We start from the raw sequence: 21,165 nt of genomic DNA on the forward strand, positions 1-21,165 counted from the left end.
ACCTTTGCTATGAAGAAACTTCTCTCCCTGACCCTCGCGTCATTCTTGCTCCTCGCTCCCGCACATTTCGCCTCTTATGCACAGAGTGTCGCGGAACGCAGTAAAGCGCTCAATACGCTTTTCTCCGACATGTGGGAAGACCGTCTGCAGCACTCGCCTGAATTTGCTTCCTCGATTGGCGATAAGCGCTGGAACGATCGCCTTACCGATTATTCCGTGGCCGCCTATAACGAGCGGTTGACGCGCGGACGCGACTATCTGATACGCCTCGGCTCTATCGATACCACCGGCCTCAGTGATCAGGAGCAACTGAGCAAGGACCTGATGGCCCGACAATTGGCGGAGGAGCAGGAAGCAGCAAACTTCAAGCCGTGGGAGATGCCGGTAGATCAGTTCAACGGATTGCAGTCCGAACTGCCGCAGCTTGTCTCTGTGCTCAGCTTCGACTCGGTTAAGGACTATGACGATTACATCGCCAGGCTGAAAGAAATCCCCAATGCTTTTCAGCAGATCACCGACAACATGATGACCGGCATCGACGATCATCGTGTGCCGCCAAAATATCTGCTTGAAAAAGTGCTGGTGCAGGTGAACACCATCGCACAGCAGAAGCCGGAAGAAACGCCCTTTGCGAGTCCCCTGAAAAAATTCCCTTCAAGCATCTCGGCTGCTGATCAGGACCGCATCAAGGCCTCGCTTCTGGATGTCATTCAGAAGCAGGTGCAGCCGGCATACACTCGCTTTGCGAAATTTCTGCAGGGCGTCTACATCCCTGCGGGACGCACGGAGCCGGGTGTATGGTCGCTGCCAGACGGCGATAAATATTATGCCTTTCGCGTGCGCCAGAGCACAACGACCGATCTGACGCCGGATCAGATTCATCAGATTGGTCTTGATGAAGTGAAGCGCGACGAAGCTGAGATGCTCGTGATCGCGCAGAAGCTCGGGTTCAAAGATATTGCTTCGCTGCGCGCATCCATCGCGGCAAACCCAAAGCTGCACGCGCAATCAAGAGAGCAGCTGCTCGATTTATACCGTCATGACATTGACCAGATGAAGGCGAAGCTGCCAGATCTGGTCGGACGCTTGCCTAAAGCGCCGCTTGTCGTAGAAGCCGTGCCTTCTTTCATCGAAAAAGATCAGGCTCCTGCCTACTATGAGCATGCCTCGCCTGATGGCAAACGTCCCGGCACCGTCTATGTAAACACGTATGACTTCGCGCACCGCTCGCTGGCGAATGTCGAGTCGATTGCCTACCACGAAGGCCTGCCCGGACATCATCTGCAGGTCTCCATCGCGCAGGAGCTGACCGGCCTGCCTGAATTCCGCAAATACATGCATTACACGGCGTACGGCGAGGGCTGGGGACTCTATGCGGAACGATTGGGAAAAGACGTCGGTTTTTATCAGGATCCCTATTCCGACTTTGGGCGTCTGGAGGCGGATATCTTCCGCGCCATCCGGCTTGTTGTTGATACCGGCGTGCACTCCAAGCATTGGACACGCGATCAGATGGTGGAGTTTTTCAAGGCTCATTCCGGACTGGATGATGCAACCGTAAACGCAGAAGTAGACCGTTATATTGCGTGGCCGGCGCAGGCTCTGGGTTACAAAATGGGCCAGCTCAAGCTTCTCGAACTGAGAGCGCGGGCGCAGAAAGAGCTTGGCAGCAAATTTGATCTGCGTTCTTTCCATGATGAGGTTCTCGACTCAGGAGCGCTGCCGCTGGATGTCCTCGATGAGCGTGTGACTGCATGGATTGCGCAGCAAAAAGGTAAGTAGCGGCCGGTGTAGTCTAGGAGCACGATGAACGAAGATATTACTCAAATACGCGTAGCCATTCTCGGCGCGGGCAAAATGGGCGGCATTCTGCTGCAGGCGTTTTTGAAGCAGCAGCTCTTTACGCAGGATCAGCTGACCGCGACTGTTGCGCATGAGGAACGGGCGCAGGTGCTCTCCGCACAGTGGGGCGTGGAAGTAACGACTGATAATGTTGAGGCGGCGCGCCGCGCCGACCTCATTCTACTGGGTGTGAAGCCGTTTCAGGTCACAGAACTGGTCAGCCAACTCAGGCCGGTACTTACAGAGGAAAAGATGCTGATGTCCTTTGCGACAGGCGTGAAGACAAGCGCTATCGAAGAGGCAGCGGGGCTGTCCATTCCCGTAATCCGTTCCATGCCGAATACCCCGTCCATGCTGGGCGTGGGCATGACGGCTCTCTGTCGCGGTAGGTATGTCACCGATGCGCAGATGCTGATGGCCTCACGCATTTATGAGACGATTGGCCGCACTGTGATTGTGGACGAGAAGCATATGGATGCCGTCACAGCGCTTTCCGCCTCGGGGCCGGCATACATCTACATCATTCTCGAATCGCTTGCCGAAGCCGGTGTAAAAGTCGGCCTACCGCGCGATATCGCGACGTTGCTCGCCGCGCAGATGACTTTCGGTGCGTCCAAGATGGTGCTGGATACGGGATATCATCCGGCGTTGCTCAAGGATGCCGTTACAACTCCGGCTGGCTGCACGATTGACGGCATCCTGGAACTCGAAGAAGGGGGTCTTCGCGTCACCTTGATTAAGGCTGTTATGCGGGCAGCGCAACGCGCTCGCGAGCTTGCTGGATAGCAGGAACGCCCTTTTCGAGCAGGTTGAGGAAATAGTCTGCGATTGGCACGATGTCGAAGTGTGATTCAGCGTAGGCTCTCGCCTGCTTTCCAAACCAAGTGCGTTGATCGTGACTGCTGATCAGTTTGCGACCGGCGGAAACAAAGTCCGCAGGAGAGTCGGGTGATACGACCCATCCTGCATTGGCGGCTCGAACCACTTTTGTCGCCTGATTCTCTTCGGGAGCCGCCATCAGCATGGCCCGTCCCGCGCAAAGATATGCAAGTGCCTTGGAGGGAACGGCAAACATCCCTGCATCGGAGTCGAGGAGCGTAATAAGCACGTCCGCCGCACCCAGGACTTCCGAGAGTCGGTCATATGGCTGAAATGGCTGCAGGCGAAACACGTCAGGACTGAGGTCTTTCGTATGCTCGCGCAGCCAGTCAGCGCCTATTCCCGCGCCATTCACGATCAGAATGGCCTCCCGCATTTTCTCGAGGTGTTGAGCGAGGCTCAGCAGCAATTCCGGGCGATGCTTCATCCCCAGTGTTCCCGAGTACATGAAGCAGAACTTGTCCGCGACGTGATTCTCGCGCGCCCACGCATTATCTTTTGGCAAGGGGAGCACCTCATCCAACGGTGCCCAGTTTTCGATCATGTGAATTTTGCGTGGATCGATGCCCCATCGTTTCACATAATCGACAAAGCCATTGGAAATGCAGACAACATGATCAGATTGTTTTAATAGCGTTTTCTCGACGTGTTCATAATACGAGCCGCCGACCCTGGCTAACATTTTGGCTCGGCGTTCGAAGAAAAAGCGAACTGCAAGGCCATAAATGTCCTGCAACCAATATACAAATTGGGCGTCCTGCCTTTTGGACTCCTGAAGGAGGAGTTTTTGCCCATCGGGCGGCATGTTTGAAGAGAGAATGGCGTCGGGGTGAAATTGACGTACAGCCTCCGAGACTACTCGGCCATATTCTATGTCCGCCGCTCGGCGCTTGAGCGGCGAATGTTTCACGAATGCCGAACCGATATTCATGCCGGTGATGGTGATATTGGCTGATTCTTTTCCGCACACGGCACCTTTTGGCGTGGATATGTTGCCGGCAAAATAAACGTGCTGAACCTGGTGCCCGCGGCGCGCTAACTCACGGCTGAGCTGAATCTGAAACGGGTGCCCTGAGAATTCATTGACAAAAATCCGCATACGTCTAACCCCGAATTTTGGACTTTGCGTGAAATTTAGAGACGTACCCCACCTAAAGTTACCATGGTAAGCTAAAGTTTTTCTTTTTTATGTCGATCCATGAATGGCAGCGCGTCTACGTCCTGCCTTCAATCGCAAGCAAATCAGAGACCTTTGAGGGAATTCCTATGACAAACCTGTAAATCCTTGAAAAGGATAGCGATGCTGGGAGTTTAACTCAACCAGCATTCTGCTATAGGGATAAGTCAATCTCTCCCTTGCGAAGAAATTGCATTGTTTGGCGAAGAATCAACACTACTGCGGGGTCGTAGAATCGTTGACCTTTTGTTTGGTTTCCTTGGACTTGTCGTGGGCTTTCTGATTAGTTTCCTTGGACTTGTCCTTGGCCTTGGTAGTCGGCTCCGCGTCCGGATTTACGACTTTCTCTGTGCCTTCCTTGGTCTTGTCATAAGCCTTGGTTGAGCCTTCCTTGGTCTTGTCGTAGCCGGTAGTCGTGCCTTCTTTGGTCTTGTTGTAGCCCTTTGTCGTGCCTTTCTTTACGCCGGTTCCGGTGTCTTTTGCGGCATTTTTGGTGTCTGTACCGGCCGTTTTCATGTCCTGCGAGGCAGTAGACTGCGCCCAGATTGCGGCACCCGGCGCGGCGAAAAGCGTGGAGGCGAGGAGCAGCGAAGCGAAACGATTGATTTTCATAGCATTCGATTAGATTCAGCCGCCTTCTAAAGAGTTGTGACCGAAGAAACGATTAAAATATTAGCCAAAGCAGGTGACACTCCGTTGACCACCAGCGCTCTTCCATTTTCCGCCGCCCGCGAAGACCACTCCAGAGGGGTGCAACGCTTTGCATGGCTTGTACTTATCTACAATGTCGCCGTCATATTATGGGGATCGATCGTGCGTGCTACCGGTTCCGGAGCGGGCTGCGGTGAACACTGGCCGCTCTGTAATGGAACGGTCATGCAGCATTCGCCGCGCATTGAAACCATTATCGAACTGACACACCGGGTAACCAGCGGGATCGCGTTGGTTGCGATGCTGGCTTTGCTGGCCTGGACGTTTGCATCAACTGCGAAGCGTCATCTGGCGCGATTTTTTGTGATCGCAGCGGCCGTTCTTACCTTCAATGAGGCGCTTTTGGGAGCGCTTCTTGTGTTGTTGGGGAAGGTCGCTCACGACCAATCGGCCTCGCGCGCCGTGTATCTCTCGCTGCACCTGGCGAATACGCTGCTTTTGCTGGCGGCCCTGGCGTTTACGGCTCACTTTTTGTCGCGGGAGCGCGGATTCATGCGCGGCAGCGTCGAGTATCGGGCTCAGGGCGTGGCGTCAATCGGTCTGTTGGCAACGCTTTTCGTGGGCGTAAGCGGTTCGCTGGCGGCATTAGGCGACACGCTTTTTCCGGCAACTTCGCTTGGAGCGGCACTGGCCCAGGATTTCTCAGCTAAAAGTGGGTGGCTGCTGCGCATCCGCTGGCTGCACCCAAGCCTTGGGTTTCTGGCTGGAGCCTTCATCTGCTGGCTTATTTTTACCAGCGCGTGGAGAGGCCGAAATCGCAGTCTGGCCATGGGTGTAGTCGGGCTTCTCGCGTTGCAATATTTGCTGGGATTTGCCGATGTGGCGCTGCTTGCCCCTACCTGGATGCAGATCGTTCACCTGCTGGGCGCTGATCTGCTCTGGATTGCGCTGGTTGTTCTGACGGCTCGCGTCTGCATTGTTCCCATCGGCTGTACGGAATCTATCTGCCACCTTCCCTTTGCCGGTCTTCGATCCAAATAGAAAACCGCCATTCCGAAGAACGGCGGTTCTTATACAGCGCTGGAGGTTTCAGCTCTAGAAGTTGAAGGCGGCCTCCAGGAAGATGCTACGGTTGCCTGCCGTCGGCGGACCGAAGAAGCCGCCGGCGAGCGATTGTGATTTACCGAAGAATGATTGCGGTTGATATACGCCTGACGCATCAGGGGTCGCAGACAGGACTGAGTTCGGCGTTCCCAGGTTCTGATGGTTGAGGACGTTCGCGGCAAAGGCTGTCAGCGTCAGGTTGTACTTGCGAGGCACTGCTGCATCCAGTCTGCCGGGACCGCCCTGATTACCGCTTAATCCACCGAAGCCGCGACCACCGCGGCCGCCTGGGCCACCACCGCTTGGGCCATTGCCTTCGACCTTTGGCCCGATGCCGATGACTTTAGCGACGCGCATGTTCAGGCTGACGTTGCTGGGACCGGTGCCGAAGCCATAGGGAACAATCTTTTCATTCGTTCCGAGCGGGTTGATGTTCATGCAGGGCAAGCCATATTGCGAAAGGTCTACGGCATATTGCTCCGTGCAGCTGGCGGCAAAGGTAGGACGGGCGTTGAACTGGTTGTTCTCGGTGAGATCCTGGCCGATGGTGATGTTGTAGGGCGTTCCGGAGTTATAGACGAGGAACGGAGAGAGGGATGTGGCCCATGGCCCCTGAATATTGCCGAAGATCACGAAGCGGTTGTGAATGTCCTGCGCGGCGCGCCCGTAGTCGAGCTTGGTATCGTGTGCGTTCGACAGGAAGCTGTTGACTCCGCCGGTGTTGCTCAACATGTTGTTGTAGACGTAGAAGCCGAAGAGGCTGAAGCGGCGGTAGCGAGCATTCGCGCTGGCGATAAGCTCGCTCTGCCGATAGAAGCCTCCTGACTGGTAGGTGTAGAGGTTCTCGCTGGGCGTAGGCAGATTGACCGCATTGGCGTAGGTGTCATCTGAAGAATCGAAGTAGGGCGCGGACAGGTTGTTGGTGAGGTATTGGTGCACGCCCTGGCTGTAGAGGTAGGTCACGTTGCTGGTGATGTGCTTGCTGAACTGACGATCGACGCCGATGGCAGCCTGCATATCATTTGCCGCGTGGAAATGCTGATCGACCTGGAAATAGGTAGGAGCAGGAGTTGGCTGCCCCGGACTCACAATGACGATCTGCTGATTGGATTCGCCCCCTGGCACGGGCACGTTGTGGTGGATGGAATTGACGAAGAAGGGCGTGCTGCCACCGCCGCCAAAGCTATTGGCGATGCCGAAGCGCTGGAAGAACCAGCCGTATCCGGCGCGGAGGATGGTCTTGGCAGGCTTGCCGTGGCCGCCGTCAAGGGCATAGGCGATCGATATGCGCGGCGCCCAGTCATTCTTGTCATTGACGCGATTCTGCGCTTCCCAGCGGATGCCATAGCTGAAGGTGAAGCGCTGGCTGACCTTCAGATCATCCTGATAGAACATGCCGATATCAAAGAGGGTGACACGGGCGGTGTATTGATTATTGTTGACTACCGTGTGTTGGTATTTTCTGAAAAGCTGCGGCGTGGGATTGCCTTTGTCATTAATGAAATCAGCCAGGTCGTTATAGGTATATTGTCCGTTGGTGCCTGAGTCGGTGTAGTTGGCATCTCGCGTAGCACGCATTCTTACGCCGAAATTCAACGAGTGCTTTCCACCTGAGGCTGTGAAGTAATCCTGCAGCTCGTAGTAGTCCTGACTGTCGCGAGTTGTGCCGCTGTTGCTTCCGCCCGAAGTGAAGGAGCCCTGTACCGATACGGTGGGATCGGTCGAGAGCGGCGTCTGCTGATTGCGAGTGCGGGTGTATTCGAAGCGCATGTCATTGACGACGTGCGGATTCATGACCCAGCTGTTGCTGAGCTGGATTTCATTCTCGACATTGTGCGTGTCGTATCCAACGGAGGGCAGGGTGTATTGACCGACTCCGGAATTGGATTGAGTATTGCGCGTGTAGCTGTAACGTGCAGTCAACGTATCGCTCGGGCTGAGGGCGAAGTCGAAGCGCGGGTTGATATCGATGCGTGTGCTGGGATTGGCGACGGTCTGGTTCAGAAAGACGGGAGAGTTTGGATCAGTGGTAGCGACGGGATCTACAGCATCAACGACGCTGACATTCTGAATATCGCGCCCGAAAGCACCCACGAAGAAGGAGATGTTCTTATTGATCGAGCCGCCGACATTGCCATTGAGGAAATAGGTGTAATAGTCGGGGAAGGGAATTTTCGGCTGGCCGGGCTGTAGGTTCGAGTTCAGGATAGGGTTCGCCGAGTTGAAAGCCGAATCAGTGCCGCGTGCATTGATGCTGCCGTGCAGCTTGTCGGTGCCGGGCTTGGTGAGAATCTCAATACGGCCGTATCCGAGGCGATCGTACTGCGCGGAAAAGGGATTCTGGTTGACGCGGATTTCGCGAATGGACGATTTGGGCGGAAGCTGGCCGCCCGTGAAGCCGTCAATATAAATCTGGCCGCCGTTCGGACCTGCCGATGGACCGGCGAGGGCCTGCAGCTCATTCGATAGCTCATCGGGATCGTCAGAGAGAGCATCAAGATCTTTGCCCTTGATGACGACGGCGTTTGCATTGCTGTCCGGGCTTGTGTCTACCGTGGTGCCCTCAGCTTCCACCTGTACCTGCTGCTGTTCGGTCTGGATGGCCAGCGATACATCGAAGAGCTTTGCCTGGCCTGCAGCAACAGAAATCGCCTTGGAGTTGGACGGGGCAAAGCCTTGCGCATTCGCAATGACAATGTAGGTGCCCGGCGTGAGGTTATTGACCTGATAGGAGCCGCTTCCGCTGGAAGTGACAGTAGCGACGGTGTGCCCGTCGGGCGTGGTGAGACTCACATTCGCATTCGGAATGACTGCGCCGGAAGGGTCGGTCACCTGTCCGTGTACGGAGCCCTTCGTGGCCTGCGCCTGGAGGCGCGATGCCGAGCCCAGGCTGAGAAGCAGAACCATCAGGATAGAAAAATAGCGTAGCAGGACTCTTTGATTCACAAAGTCTCCAAGGAATTAAACGATCAAAAGATATTTGGGCTTACTTGTTCTGGGCTTACTGTTGCGCGGCTCCCCCGGCTTCGCTTCCGCCGCCGAGGCTCCAGGAAGAGGAAAATAAGCTCTGGCTTGCTGTGGTCGAAGCCTGGAGCATGGGTTCAACGCCGGCGAGCAAAGTAATAGCGGTTGCCGTTTCGCTGGAGCCCTGGGTTGAGACGATCATGACTGCATCGCCCTGGTGCAGATCGCTGAGTTGCACGATCGGGGCGCGTTGCAGCATTTGTGAGAGATCACCGCCGCGAGCGCCGCCTTGACGGCCCATGCCAACGGTGCCTGCAGTGCCTGCGGGCGGCTGCGCATTCGCAGACGCGGGCTGCGCGCCAGCGGGAGCACCCTTCAGCCTGCCGGCAATGGCTTGCGCCATCTCCGGCGCGAGTTTATGTAACTGTGAGTCAGACGTGAAACGCACGGTGATAGGTTTTTTCGTGGCAAGGTCCATCACGGTCAGAGTCTGTGCGCCTGCGTTGACCTGCTGAACCTGTCCAGCGATGTTGCGGAAGGAGCCGGCGACAATTTCATCCGCGGTGAGCTCGGTTCCGTCGGCGTTGCGGTCGCCGCGCGCGCGCAGCTGATCACCAGGCTTGATCTGATCAAGGGTGGCGACTTTGGCGTCGTCGAACTTCACCGAGTCCTGTGCGTAACGGCGGACGATGGTTTTAGGTGTGGTGTGGATGGTGATGGTTCTTGCGCCTGAGGCTACGACTACGGTGTTGCCAGCGGCATCGACCGATTTCACGATGCCTCCGCTGCCACGTTTCTGCCAGTCTTCGCGGTCCTGTTGCTGGCGTTGCGCGATATCGCTTTGTTTCATGGCGATGACGGCTTGCGCGGTGTAGGTATTTTCAGCCGAGCCAGGAGTGGCGCGGACCAATACTCGGTCGCCAATGGCGATGTCCTGCACGTGAATGGCGGCGGCGCTGCTGAGGTCTTTCTGGCCTGGCTCTGTGCGCACAATGCGAGTCGCATCGCCGACGGAAATTGTCTCCAGTACGCCCTTATCAGACTTGATGGTGATGCTGTCCCCGGTGGTCGCTGTCACGGTGCCGAGCAGCCGCGCTGTGGAGGCTGCAGGAGCCTGATAGGCAGCCGCCCAAACAGACTGCGAGGGGGCTGCGATGGTGGCAGCGGCGGCGAGCGTGAGAGCGAAGGATGTTTTTATAAATGGCATAACGTGCTGTTTTTAAGGACGTTCCTGAAATCTATTTCCCTTTTGGGGCCTATCAAAAGGACGTGACCGGCCATGGGAAAGTTTCATCTCCTATTTTACGGGAAAACGGTTACAGAGGCAGGGAAGCCGGATTGGTGTCGTTTCCATGATTGAGTCTGCTGTACTTGTGGCGGTCAGCGTTTATCATCAGCGATGACCGTCTTTCTGAGCAGTGGCAAGTCTCCTCAGATCGCGACCATCTGAGGATTGGAAACTTCATGGCCATCACAAATGTAAGCAGCGCTTCAGTTACAACCAACGCCCCGGGCAGCACCAATCGAAGCGCCATGGCGATGGTTACGACATTATTCTTTGTCTGGGGTTTTCTTACCTCGCTCAACGACATTCTTATTCCGCACCTGAAATCGATCTTTTCACTGAATTACGCAGAGGCGATGCTGGTGCAGTTCGCGTTCTTCGGCGCGTACGCGGCTTTCGGTTTTCTGTCGGGGAAAGTAGTCGAATGGATCGGCTACCAGCGGACGATGGTTGCGGGCCTCTTTACGATGTGCGCCGGAGCGCTGCTGTTTATTCCGGCTGCGAGCGCGCCATCGTTCCCGCTGTTTCTGACGGCGCTGATTGTTCTCGCGGCCGGCATCACGGCGCTGCAGGTGGCTGCCAATCCTTATGTGTCGGTGCTTGGTCCGACGGAGACGGCGTCGAGCCGCCTGAATCTTACGCAGGCATTCAATTCGTTGGGAACGGTGATCGGTCCTCTGCTTGGCGGCTGGCTGATTCTGGGTGCGGCGGCGAAAAATCTGCAGGATGTCACAAAGATGGATTCGGTGCAGCTGCATGCGTATCGCGTGCATGAGGCGGCGACGGTCAAGTTTCCTTATCTGGCGATTGCGCTGGCGCTGGTGGTGCTGGGCCTGGCGATTGCGATGTATAAATTTCCACGCCTCGATACGACCAAGGACTACCGCCCGATGGGCGAGAAGAAGGACAGCATCTGGCGGCATCCGCATGTGGTGCTGGGCGCGATTGGAATTTTTGTCTACGTCGGCGCAGAGGTTTCGATCGGCAGCTTTCTGATTAACTACTTCAACCGGCCTGAGATTGGCGGTCTGAGCGCATTGGCAGCATCGGCGCTGGTTCCTTTCTATTGGGGCGGCGCGATGGTGGGCCGCTTTATTGGCTCGGCCGTGCTGCAGAAGGTCAAGACCGGATCGCTGGTCGCCTTATGCGCGATGATTGCTGCCGTGCTGGTGATCATCTCGATGCTGACCTTCGGGCACGTTGCGATCTGGACCATTCTTGCGGTCGGACTCTTCAATTCCATCTTGTTCCCATGCATCTTTACCCTCGGCATTGCGGAGATGGGGCCGCTGACGGGTGAGGCGTCGGGACTGCTGGTAACGGCGATTGTCGGCGGCGCGCTGATTCCCGAGGTGCAGGGTGTTCTGGCGGACAGCATCGGTATCCATCACGCGTTCATTCTGCCGGTGCTCTGCTATCTCTACATTGTTTACTACGGGCTGAAGGGCTCGAAGGTCGTCACTGCTTAGGCATTGAGCTTGCCCCGGTCTTTCTTTTGCGGAGCGGGGCATTTCCTTCGCGGAAGCTGAGTTCTCAAATCTGCACTTCGCCTGATAGGCTTGCCGGGTGGAATCGTTATCATTGGAGACACTTCCCTATGCGTAGAAGGGATTTTCTGGGCGCGGCATTGGTACAGGCCGGCGCTCTCGCCACGGCTCATTCTGCTTCCCGATTTGGACTTGGAAATTTTGTACCCGCAGCGGCAGCACCCCTGAAGCCGATGGCTGTGGGCGTGCTCATCGTTCCGGCAAAAGGACCTGAAGCTACCATCTCGCGCGTGAAAGAGCTGGGCATGACGAACTGCTTTTTGTCGCTTGATGCGTATATTGGCAAGTTCACGCCTGCGCTCGCCGACGAGCTTGGCGGCCTGCTGCAGAAGTATGGGGTTACGGCGACGACGGCCGAAGTAGTCGGGCCGGGGAAGCTGGTGTGGAATTTCGAGGATGGTCCATCGACGATCGGACTGGTTCCCCGTGACAGCCGCGCCGCCCGCATCGATGCGCTGAAGCAGACTTCCGATTTCGCCAAGCTTCTCGGCATTCCGCAAATTCAGACTCATTGCGGATTCATTCCTGAGAACCCGCGCGATCCGCTTTATGACGAAGCGGTGCTCGCGATTCAGGAGGTCGCCAAGCACTGCGCCGCCAACGGGCAGCATTTTCTGATGGAGACCGGGCAGGAGACGCCGACGACGATGGCACGCGCGATCAAGGATGTGAACCAGCCGAATCTCGGCGTTGGTCTGGATACGGCGAACGTCATCCTTTATGGCAAGGCGAATCCGGTCGATGCGGTCGATATCATCGGACCGCACGTGCGAGCGGTGCATGCAAAGGATGGCAAGTGGCCGACCAATCCGATGAAGCTGGGTGACGAGGTGCTGATCGGCACCGGCATTGTCGATTTCGAAAAGGTCTTCACCAAGCTGCACAAGCTCGGCTATTCCGGAACGATTACCATCGAGCGCGAAACCGAAGGCCCGCAGCAGATGGAAGATGTGAAGAACGAGAAGGTCTATCTCGAACGCATTATCGAAAAAATCCAAAAGAGTAACGCATAACGGAGCACGACAACACATGGATCGAAGAAAATTCCTTGCTGGTTCCGCTGCCGCTTCCGGCCTGATGTTTCTGAAACCTAAAACTGCTTTCGGCTATCAGGCCAACTCCGCGGTGCGATATGCGCTGCTGGGGTGCGGCAGTCGCGGCACCTCCGTCGCCACCTCGTTTGCGAAAAATACGAGCGCACGTATCGTCGCTCTCGCGGATCTGTTTCCCGATCAGCTGGAAAAGGGCAAAGCTCATTTTGACGAGGTGAACCAATCGCTGGGATATGCGGGTCCGGAGCTGCAATTCCGCGGTTATAAAGCTTATGAGGAGCTGGCCGCGTCGCCGCATGTCGATGCAGTACAGATTTCGACGCCGCCCTATTTCCATGTGCAACATCTGGAAGCGATGGTGCATGGCGGCAAACACACATATTGTGAAAAGCCGGTCGGCATCGATATTGAGCAGACAAAGCAGGCTCTTGAAATCGCCAAGCATGTCGATGGCAAAGTCAGCGTGGATGTCGGTTTCCAGATTCGCAGCGCGCCGCCATTTATGGAGATCGTGCGCCGCATCCACAATGGCGACCTCGGAAAAATCGTGAGCGCCACTGCCTGGTACAACGCGCCGCCTGCCGTCGAGCATGATTATCCCAGCGCCTCCGCCGATGAGCAGCGCATTCGCAACTGGCTCTGGTATCGAAACCTGTCGGGCGACATTCTGCTTGAGCAGAATATCCACGTCATCGATATCTGCAACTGGGCTCTGCAAGGTCATCCCGTGAAAGCGGTAGCCACCGGCGGACGTAACGTGATCACGCATGCGGGCGACACCTGGGATAACTACCAGGTCGTCTTCACCTATCCAGAAGATGTTCACGTCAGCTTCTCGTCCACGCAGTTCTGCCCCGGCAAATGGTTCGACGTCTCCGAGCGCATCTTCGGATCGAAGGGCATTGCTGAAGCGCCTTATTCAGGCCCGCTGCGCATCATCGGCGACAATGCGTGGACGTGGTCTGAGAGCAACAGCCAGCCGACTGGCTCGTTCGCAGCTAACGGCGCATTCAGCGACAATCTGGCGCAGGCCGATTCAGAAAAAGATAAGGGCTTTATCGAGAGCATCACCTCCGGCAAGTTCCACAACCAGATTGCGGCAGGCGTGGAAAGCGCACGCAGCTGCATGCTGGGCCGCATGGCTGGCTATCAGAAGCGCGAAGTCACATGGGACGAGCTGCTTGCTCATGGCGAAACATACAAGCTCGATATCAACATGAGCCAGTTCAGCTAAAGTATTTCCTGGCTATCGAGTGCCGTCACTCTGATGAGCGAAGGGAGAAGAATCCCGAGCCTAGCTGGTTTGGGGTTCTTCGCCTATGGCTCAGAATGACGACTTTGTGCTTGATATTTGAGTTGTAAATTGGAGAATCCTAATTTAAGCCTGATTTGAGATTCTTCCTCCCTCCGGTCGTCAGAATGACGGCATTCTGTATTTTGTGACTCACCTGAAATGTTAGTTAGTCCTTCATGAAGACCTTATCGTCCGCAAATTCATCTTCCGCGATGTGAGTGCGGTATGATGCAGAATCTCCGCTCGTTGAGGCTATAGATGCTTGCAAGCAAATTTCTTCTGGGCTGCTTTTGCCTTGTTGCACCACTTCTGTCCGCGCAGAGTTTTACTCTCGAGCAGGCTTTGAGCGCGCCATTCAGTTCGCAGTTAAAGGCTGCTCCTTCGTCGGACGCTTTCGCCTGGGTTACCAATCTAGAAGGTCGCCGCAATTTATGGATCGCACGGAAAACCGGCGATGGAAATGCCTATAGCGCGACGCAGCTGACGAAGTTCGACAAAGATGACGGCATTGAGATTGGAGATTTGGCGTGGACTCCGGATGCCGCTTCGATTGTGTATGCGCGCGGTGGAGATTTCGAGTTTCCTGAAAGTCCTGCTCCCGATCCGGCGCTCATTCCAGGCGGTGTGGAGCAGGAAATCTGGATTATTCCCACGCTGGGCGGAGAAGCGCGCAAACTCGCTTCCGGACGCGCACCGGCTGTCTCTCCTAAAGGAAACGATGTTGCATATCTGTCCAAAGGTCAGATATGGACGGTCTCGCTCAACAATGCAACCGCGAAGCCGGAGCAGCTGCTGCACACGCGAGGTACTGTGACAGCGATCTTCTGGTCACCGGATGGACGAGCGCTGGCTTTCGTCAGCGATCGCGGGGATCACAGCTTCATCGGCGTATATTCTTTCGATACAAAAACACTTCAATATCTCGATCCCGGCACCGATCACGATGATGATCCAATATGGTCGAGTGACAGCAAGCGTATAGCGTTTATTCGCGTGCCATACAGCAAGACCGCTGAAATCTTTGGCGCCAAGCGGAGCGGTCCGCCATGGTCGATTCGCGTAGCGGATGTGCAAAGCGGAAAAGGACAGGAGATCTGGCGAGCGCGTGAAGGACGTGGCAGCGTCTTTCACGAAGCGCAGGGACAGAGTCAGCTCCATTGGACGAAGCAGGGAGCCATCGTTTTTCCATGGGAAGCAGATGGCTGGCTTCACCTGTACTCGCTGGCAGAAGGCAGCAAAGAAGCAAAGCTGCTGACACATGGCGAGTTTGAAGTGGACAACGTAACAGCGAGTCGCGATGGCAGCGCCATCGTCTACTCCTCCAATCAAGGTGATATTGATCGCAAACATATCTGGAGAATCGATACTGCCAGCGGACACGTTGCAGAATTGACGCGTGGTGAAGGCATTGAGACTTCTCCGGTGATCACAAGCGACGGCAAAGAGATTGCTATTCTTCATTCCGATGCGCGCGTGCCAATTCGTCCAGCAATGCTTAGCGAAAATGGAGAGCTGCGCGATCTAGCGCCGCAGGCTGAGCCTGCCGGATTTCCAGCAGGGAGTTTTGTTGTGCCGCAGCAGGTCATCTTCTCCGCAGCAGACGGTCTCCGAATTCACGGTCAGCTTTTTCTGCCAAAGAATGTCAACGACGGACATCGCCATCCGGCAGCCATCTTCTTTCATGGCGGTTCGCGGCGGCAAATGGTGCTCGGCTGGAACCCGATGGAGTATTACTCGAACGCTTACGGGATGAACCAGTATCTGGCAAGTCAGGGCTACATTGTGCTCTCAGTGAACTATCGCAGTGGTATTGGTTATGGCGAGGAGTTTCGCGAGGCGTTGAATTACGGCGCTTCGGGCGCAAGCGAGTTTAATGATGTGCAGGGAGCAGGACTCTATCTGCAGAGCCGTGCCGATGTAGATGCTGCGCATATTGGAGTGTGGGGCGGAAGCTACGGTGGCTATCTCACCGCTCTGGCGCTGGCTCGAGCGTCGGATATGTTCGCAGCCGGAGTCGATATGCATGGCGTTCATGATTGGAATGTCGAACGTGGGAGCGGACTTCCAGCCTATGATCCGGAAGCTGATCCTCAGCTTGCACGCACGGCATGGCTGTCGTCGCCGATGTCTTCGGTCAACACCTGGCGTTCGCCTGTGCTGCTGATCCAGGGCGATGATGATCGTAACGTGGAATTTTTGCAGACGATACAGATGGCTGCCGCACTGCGCAAACAAAAAGTAGACGTCGAAGAGCTTGTCTTCCCCGATGAGATTCATGACTTCCTGCTGCATCGCGACTGGCTGGCGGCTTATACCGCAGGCGCAGATTTCTTTGCGCGGCACCTGAAGTAGGTTGGGGTTGGTTCGTTCGTCAGTGGAGCAGCGCGAATGCGACAATCGTGCTGCCTTGCTGACCGGTCTGCGCTTCAGCCAGTGAATTCAGGGAGTCTTCGAGGTCCTCTGTATCCAGAAACATCTGGCACGCTGCAATCTCCTCTTCGCTGGCGCCGTGATAGCAGAGCTCGCAGACACCGAGGCCGTCTTCCGATCGCACCGGCGGACCAAAGACGCGGCAGGTCATCGGTCGAGATGCGTACAGATCGCACATGCCTGTTTCCGGATCGAGTACGGGACATGTTTCGTCGTTGGCAAAAGTTTCGAAGTGCTCCTGTGCTTCCGGCGAATCATCCAGAATGCCGGTGCGAATATCTCCAGGGAAATCGGCTGCGATGCGCGACACGGATTCGCGCACCCTTTCCATCACGCGGGAAGCGCGCGCCGGATCGTCTTTTGTGAGCTGATCGAATCCGGCCCGTAATCGCTCGGCGTCAAGCTGGCTGATGGCGAATGCTCCCACGCAACATTGCGTGCAGCCGGGACGGCATGCGAGCCATGCGCCGCTGCGCCGTGCAGCATCGGCAAGGGCTGCGTCTACGATCTGCACCAGCCGCTGATCCTCTGGGGGAAGCATGCTTTCAGCATATCGCTGTATCGGGGATTTCGGCTTTATGATGCTTTCCGTTACGCTTGACGCGTGAACGCAACCATTCAGATCGGTCCGGCAGACCGCGTTTTCGTCCTCACAGGCGCAGGCATCAGCGCCGAGAGCGGTATTCCTACATTCCGTGATTCTGACGGGCTCTGGAGCGGCTATCGCATTGAGGAAGTTGCCACTCCTGAGGCATGGGAGGCCGATCATGAGCGTGTGTGGCAGTTCTATTCCATGCGCCGGCACGATGCACAACTCTGTCAGCCGAATCCGGCCCACTACGCGCTGGCCGCGCTTGAATCGCAAATCGGAGACAGGCTATTTGTCTGCACGCAGAACGTCGATGATCTACAGGAGCGAGCTGGATCACTCAATCTGGTGCATATGCACGGAGAGCTATTCAAATCGCGCTGCGAAGCCGATTGTGGTGAGCTTGTCTTCGTGGATCGCAACTCTTACGAATCTGCCGCGCAAATTCCAACATGCGCCTGCGGAGCGCGTATTCGCCCGCACATTGTCTGGTTTGGTGAGTACCCGCTTGAAATGGATAGGGTGATGCGTGAGATCGACCGCTGCGATGTCATGATCGTCATCGGCACCTCCGGCAATGTCCATCCGGCAGCCAGTTTCGTGCATTGGGCCAGCGGACGCAATCAGGCCGGGATGCAAAAGGTGAGAACCTACTACGTGGGTCCCGAGCGGCCATTGAACGCCGGGGCTTTTACCGAAGTGTTTCTGGGTAAGGCCGGGGAAATTCTGCCGGGCCTGATCGCCCTGGAATAAGAGATCGCAACGAAGCGTTTGCCAAAGCACCATGCCAGCAGATAACTTATAGAGTTTTGACCTTCCCTTCATGCCGAAGGGGACAGCATGCCTGTTGCAGCATTGAAGTATCAGTCCGGATTTGCCAACGAATTCGCCACCGAAGCTGTGCCGGGAGGCTTGCCTGAGGGACAGAACGCTCCGCAGAAGCATTCTCTCGGTCTTTACACCGAGCAGTTCAGCGGAACATCGTTCACTTCGCCGCGTCACGTAAACCGGCGCACGTGGACCTATCGCATCAAACCTTCGGTGACGCACAAACCCTACGAAGAGTATTCTGCGCGGCTCGTCCGCAGCGGCCCGTTTACCGAAGTGCCCACGCCGCCGAATCAATTGCGCTGGGATCCGGTTCCCATCCCAAAAGAGCCAACGGATTTCGTCGATGGCATTGTTACGCTTGGCGGCAATGGAGATCCGGCGATGCAGACCGGAGTCGCGATCCATGTCTACGCCATCAATCGCTCGATGGAAGATCGCTTCTTCTATAACGCCGACGGAGAGATGCTGATTGTGCCGCAGCAGGGAGCGCTTTGGATTCATACGGAACTCGGCATCCTCGGGATCGCGCCGGGAGAAATCTGTGTTCTGCCGCGAGGCTTGAAGTTTCGCGTAGTTCTCCAAGAGGCGTCGGCGCGCGGATATATCTGCGAAAACTATGGCCAGCAGTTCCGGCTGCCGGAGCTCGGTCCGATTGGCGCAAACGGATTAGCCAACGCCCGCGACTTTCTTTATCCCGCAGCCGCGTATGAGGATCGCGAAGGCATCTTCCACATCGTCAGCAAATTCCTCGGCAACCTTTGGATCGCCGAGATTGATCACTCGCCGTTGGACGTCGTTGCCTGGCATGGCAATTATGCGCCTTACAAATACGATTTGAAGAACTTCAACTGTATCAACAGTGTTTCGTTCGATCATCCCGATCCATCGATTTACACTGTGCTCACCGCCCCGAGCGCGATCGCCGGCACATCTAATGTAGATTTTGCAATCTTTCCGCCGCGCTGGATGGTAGCCGAACATACCTTCCGTCCGCCGTGGTTCCACCGCAACATGATGAATGAGTTCATGGGATTGGTCTTCGGTCAATACGACGCAAAGACAGAAGGTTTTGTGCCCGGCGGAGCGAGCCTGCACAATTGCATGGCGGGACACGGACCAGACGCGGAGACATTTGAGCGCGCCAGCGCGGCTGAACTTAAGCCGCAGTACCTGGGCAATACGCTGGCGTTCATGTTTGAAACGCAGCTTGCCGTACGTCCGACGAAGTTTGCGCTGGAGACGAAGATCCTGCAGCACGAATATTACGAGTGCTGGCAGGGATTGAAAAAACATTTCAAACCGGGCGCGGACCAGAAATGACGACTGCGATAGAGGCGATGCTGGAGGAACTCAACGACTACGCGGGCCTCTTTCCGCCTGCTGGCCTCGATATGAAGACCGCAGTCCGAAACTATTCCGAATATCTCAGCGGCGATGACGCGTGGATGCTTGGACGCTTCGTTGTTCCCGCTCAGCGGCTTGGAGAATTCGCTTCGGTCTTTACGGAAAACTGCTGCGATGAACAGGCTTCGCCCTGGCTCCTGAGTGTTGTTGCTTCCGGAAACGAGGAAGATCTGCAGTACATCGCCGACTTTGTGGAGGGAGCGTCTTATCTCGACGCCATTGAGTTTAAAGCGGACAATATCGAACACGCTGAAAAAGTGCTTCTCTCCGTTCCATCGAGCATGGCTGCCTACGTAGAGTTCGCGCCGAATAAAAGTGAAGAGATGCTGCCTCTGCTGAAGAAGTATGACGCCCGGGCAAAGATACGGTGCGGCGGTGTTACGGCCGAGGCAATTCCGACTAAGCAATCCGTAGCGCATTTCATCGCCGCCTGCGCGAATGCAGGCGTCGCCTTCAAAGCGACTGCAGGTTTGCATCATCCGCTGCGTTCCATGCAGAAGCTGACCTACGAGCGGGCAAGCGCCTCTGCCCTCATGTTCGGTTTTGCAAATGTATTTGTAGCAGCAACAATGGCATATAACGGCGCGTCCAAGAATGACATCATTCCGGTTCTCGGCGAAGAATCTCCGCAAGCCTTCACGTGGGAAAAGGACAAGGGGATCTGGCTTAACTACTCTTATTCGGCAGCACAAATCGCAGAGGCGCGGGAGAAGTTTGCTGTCAGTTTCGGTTCCTGCTCTTTTACCGAGCCAGTGCAGGATCTGAAAACTCTCGGATGGCTGTAACTATGGGGACAAGCTGGGTCGAATCAGCCAATGATGGTGATACAGATTTTCCGCTTCAGAATCTTCCTCTCGGAATCTTTTCGACAGCCGATCTTGATCGCCGCGTCGGCGTAGCAATTGGCGATTATGTCCTGGACCTGCATTCCTGTTTCGAGCAAGGTCTTCTCGGAAGCCCGAGTGCCTCCCTCCTAAAAGCCTATACATCGCATACCTTGAACATTCTGATGTCGGGCGGCCGCAAAGCTGTGAAGCCATTGCGTGCAAGGTTGAAAGAGATGCTTAGTGCTGAAGCTGCCTCCGAGCTTCGCGACGAGGTAGAAAAACTATTGCATTCTTCATCGGAAGTGACGATGCACCTTCCAGCGGAGATCGGCGACTACACAGATTTCTATGCTTCGCTGTATCACGCAACCAACGTAGGCAGACTCTTTCGCCCCGATAACCCATTACTGCCGAATTACAAATACATTCCCATTGGTTACCACGGTCGAGCATCCTCAATCGTCTTGAGTGGAGCGCAGATCAAACGTCCTCGCGGCCAGATGAAAGCTCCCGACGCGGAGCACCCGGTCTTTGCTACGAGTCGCCTCCTCGATTATGAGTTGGAGGCAGGTTTTTTCATCAGTGAAGGAAATCAGCTCGGAACCGACATCCCTCTCGATAAAGCGGAGGCTCATATCTTTGGACTCTGCCTCGTCAACGACTGGTCAGCGCGCGACATGCAGGCGTGGGAATATCAACCGCTCGGGCCATTTCTGGCGAAGAATTTCGCGACGACCATATCGCCGTGGGTGGTGACTATGGAAGCTCTCGAACCATTTCGCGTTCCTGCATTTGAGCGCAGCGCATACGATCCGCAACCGCTGCCGTACCTGGACTCTACAAGTAACAGCCAGCAGGGCGGCATTGATCTCACGTTGGAAGTATGGCTCTCATCGCAGCGCATGCGTGAAGCAAAGCTGGAGCCGGTGCGTCTGAGCAAAGGGAATGCGCGCGATTTGTACTGGACACTAGCACAAATGCTCACGCATCACGCCAGTAATGGCTGTAATCTGCGTCCCGGTGATCTGCTTGCGAGTGGAACGGTATCAGGGCCGTCTAGAGAATCCGTTGGCTGTCTCCTGGAGATGACTCGGCGCGGCGCGGAGCCGATCGAGCTGCCGGGCGGCGAGCAGCGCCGGTTTCTTGAAGACGGCGACGAAATCATTCTCCGAGGGTATTGCCAGCGGGAAGGCTATCCGAGGATCGGTTTCGGCGAGTGTCGCGGAACGATCGTTCCAGCTTCCTGAAGATTTGCAGTCCCATCCGTTGACCTGAACTGGGATATATCT

Annotated in this window: 16 protein-coding genes; 11 read left to right on the forward strand and 5 right to left on the reverse strand. The window is 55.9% G+C overall.

Annotated features, from left to right (window positions below):
* The first annotated feature begins 9 nt into the window (after window positions 1-9).
* Together GSQ86_RS19680 and proC are read left to right on the forward strand one after the other, a co-directional pair.
* Complete coding sequence (locus tag GSQ86_RS19680) at window positions 10-1,782, forward strand: DUF885 family protein (protein ID WP_158751886.1); 1,773 nt, start codon at window positions 10-12, stop codon at window positions 1,780-1,782.
* A 24-nt stretch (window positions 1,783-1,806) separates the two neighbouring features.
* Window positions 1,807-2,628, forward strand: coding sequence for a pyrroline-5-carboxylate reductase (gene proC, locus GSQ86_RS19685; RefSeq protein WP_158751887.1), 822 nt, complete (start codon window positions 1,807-1,809; stop codon window positions 2,626-2,628).
* Here the strand turns inward: proC and GSQ86_RS19690 are convergent.
* Window positions 2,588-3,820: a glycosyltransferase family 4 protein gene (locus tag GSQ86_RS19690; protein WP_158751888.1), complete on the reverse strand. Its 1,233-nt coding sequence runs from the start codon at window positions 3,818-3,820 to the stop codon at window positions 2,588-2,590. The genes proC and GSQ86_RS19690 overlap by 41 nt on opposite strands.
* Window positions 3,821-4,114: 294 nt before the next feature.
* On the reverse strand, window positions 4,115-4,510 hold the full coding sequence (locus GSQ86_RS19695; RefSeq protein ID WP_158751889.1) for a hypothetical protein: 396 nt from the start codon (window positions 4,508-4,510) through the stop codon (window positions 4,115-4,117).
* 36 nt (window positions 4,511-4,546) lie between these two features.
* Here GSQ86_RS19695 and GSQ86_RS19700 point away from each other — a divergent pair, with 36 nt between their 5' ends.
* Window positions 4,547-5,590 (forward strand): COX15/CtaA family protein, encoded by a 1,044-nt coding sequence (locus GSQ86_RS19700; RefSeq protein ID WP_254062505.1) that lies wholly within the window; start codon window positions 4,547-4,549, stop codon window positions 5,588-5,590.
* A gap of 54 nt (window positions 5,591-5,644) precedes the next feature.
* Here the strand turns inward: GSQ86_RS19700 and GSQ86_RS19705 are convergent, their stop codons facing one another.
* Both GSQ86_RS19705 and GSQ86_RS19710 read right to left on the reverse strand, forming a co-directional pair.
* Window positions 5,645-8,599, reverse strand: coding sequence for a TonB-dependent receptor (locus tag GSQ86_RS19705; protein WP_158751890.1), 2,955 nt, complete (start codon window positions 8,597-8,599; stop codon window positions 5,645-5,647).
* A 55-nt stretch (window positions 8,600-8,654) separates the two neighbouring features.
* Window positions 8,655-9,824: a DUF5666 domain-containing protein gene (locus tag GSQ86_RS19710; protein ID WP_158751891.1), complete on the reverse strand. Its 1,170-nt coding sequence runs from the start codon at window positions 9,822-9,824 to the stop codon at window positions 8,655-8,657.
* A gap of 257 nt (window positions 9,825-10,081) precedes the next feature.
* Here GSQ86_RS19710 and GSQ86_RS19715 point away from each other — a divergent pair, with 257 nt between their 5' ends.
* The 4 genes from GSQ86_RS19715 to GSQ86_RS19730 all read left to right on the forward strand — a co-directional run bounded on the left by GSQ86_RS19715 (window position 10,082) and on the right by GSQ86_RS19730 (window position 16,147).
* Window positions 10,082-11,371 carry a sugar MFS transporter gene (locus GSQ86_RS19715; protein ID WP_158751892.1) on the forward strand — a complete coding sequence of 430 codons (1,290 nt, stop codon included), beginning with the start codon at window positions 10,082-10,084 and terminating at the stop codon, window positions 11,369-11,371.
* A 128-nt stretch (window positions 11,372-11,499) separates the two neighbouring features.
* A complete protein-coding gene (locus GSQ86_RS19720) occupies window positions 11,500-12,462 on the forward strand; it encodes a sugar phosphate isomerase/epimerase (protein ID WP_158751893.1) in 963 nt (320 codons plus the stop codon).
* A gap of 16 nt (window positions 12,463-12,478) precedes the next feature.
* Window positions 12,479-13,735 carry a Gfo/Idh/MocA family protein gene (locus tag GSQ86_RS19725; protein ID WP_158751894.1) on the forward strand — a complete coding sequence of 419 codons (1,257 nt, stop codon included), beginning with the start codon at window positions 12,479-12,481 and terminating at the stop codon, window positions 13,733-13,735.
* 318 nt (window positions 13,736-14,053) lie between these two features.
* Entirely contained in the window at window positions 14,054-16,147 is a 2,094-nt protein-coding gene (locus GSQ86_RS19730; protein ID WP_158751895.1) for a prolyl oligopeptidase family serine peptidase, read from the forward strand.
* 19 nt (window positions 16,148-16,166) lie between these two features.
* Here the strand turns inward: GSQ86_RS19730 and GSQ86_RS19735 are convergent, their stop codons facing one another.
* Window positions 16,167-16,766 carry a YkgJ family cysteine cluster protein gene (locus GSQ86_RS19735; protein WP_158751896.1) on the reverse strand — a complete coding sequence of 200 codons (600 nt, stop codon included), beginning with the start codon at window positions 16,764-16,766 and terminating at the stop codon, window positions 16,167-16,169.
* Window positions 16,767-16,829: 63 nt separating this feature from the next.
* Between GSQ86_RS19735 and GSQ86_RS19740 the strand changes: the two genes are divergently transcribed.
* From GSQ86_RS19740 to fahA, 4 genes are all read left to right on the forward strand, one after another.
* Complete coding sequence (locus tag GSQ86_RS19740) at window positions 16,830-17,567, forward strand: NAD-dependent deacylase (RefSeq protein ID WP_254062506.1); 738 nt, start codon at window positions 16,830-16,832, stop codon at window positions 17,565-17,567.
* 87 nt (window positions 17,568-17,654) lie between these two features.
* A complete protein-coding gene (gene hmgA / locus GSQ86_RS19745; RefSeq protein ID WP_158751897.1) occupies window positions 17,655-18,965 on the forward strand; it encodes a homogentisate 1,2-dioxygenase in 1,311 nt (436 codons plus the stop codon).
* Entirely contained in the window at window positions 18,962-19,834 is an 873-nt protein-coding gene (locus GSQ86_RS19750; protein ID WP_158751898.1) for a hypothetical protein, read from the forward strand. The genes hmgA and GSQ86_RS19750 overlap by 4 nt, the downstream gene beginning before the upstream one ends.
* Window positions 19,825-21,123 (forward strand): fumarylacetoacetase, encoded by a 1,299-nt coding sequence (gene fahA / locus GSQ86_RS19755; RefSeq protein ID WP_158751899.1) that lies wholly within the window; start codon window positions 19,825-19,827, stop codon window positions 21,121-21,123. The genes GSQ86_RS19750 and fahA overlap by 10 nt, the downstream gene beginning before the upstream one ends.
* Window positions 21,124-21,165: the final 42 nt, after the last annotated feature.

Origin of the sequence: Acidobacterium sp. S8 (assembly GCF_009765985.1) — a bacterium.
Lineage (GTDB): Bacteria > Acidobacteriota > Terriglobia > Terriglobales > Acidobacteriaceae > Alloacidobacterium.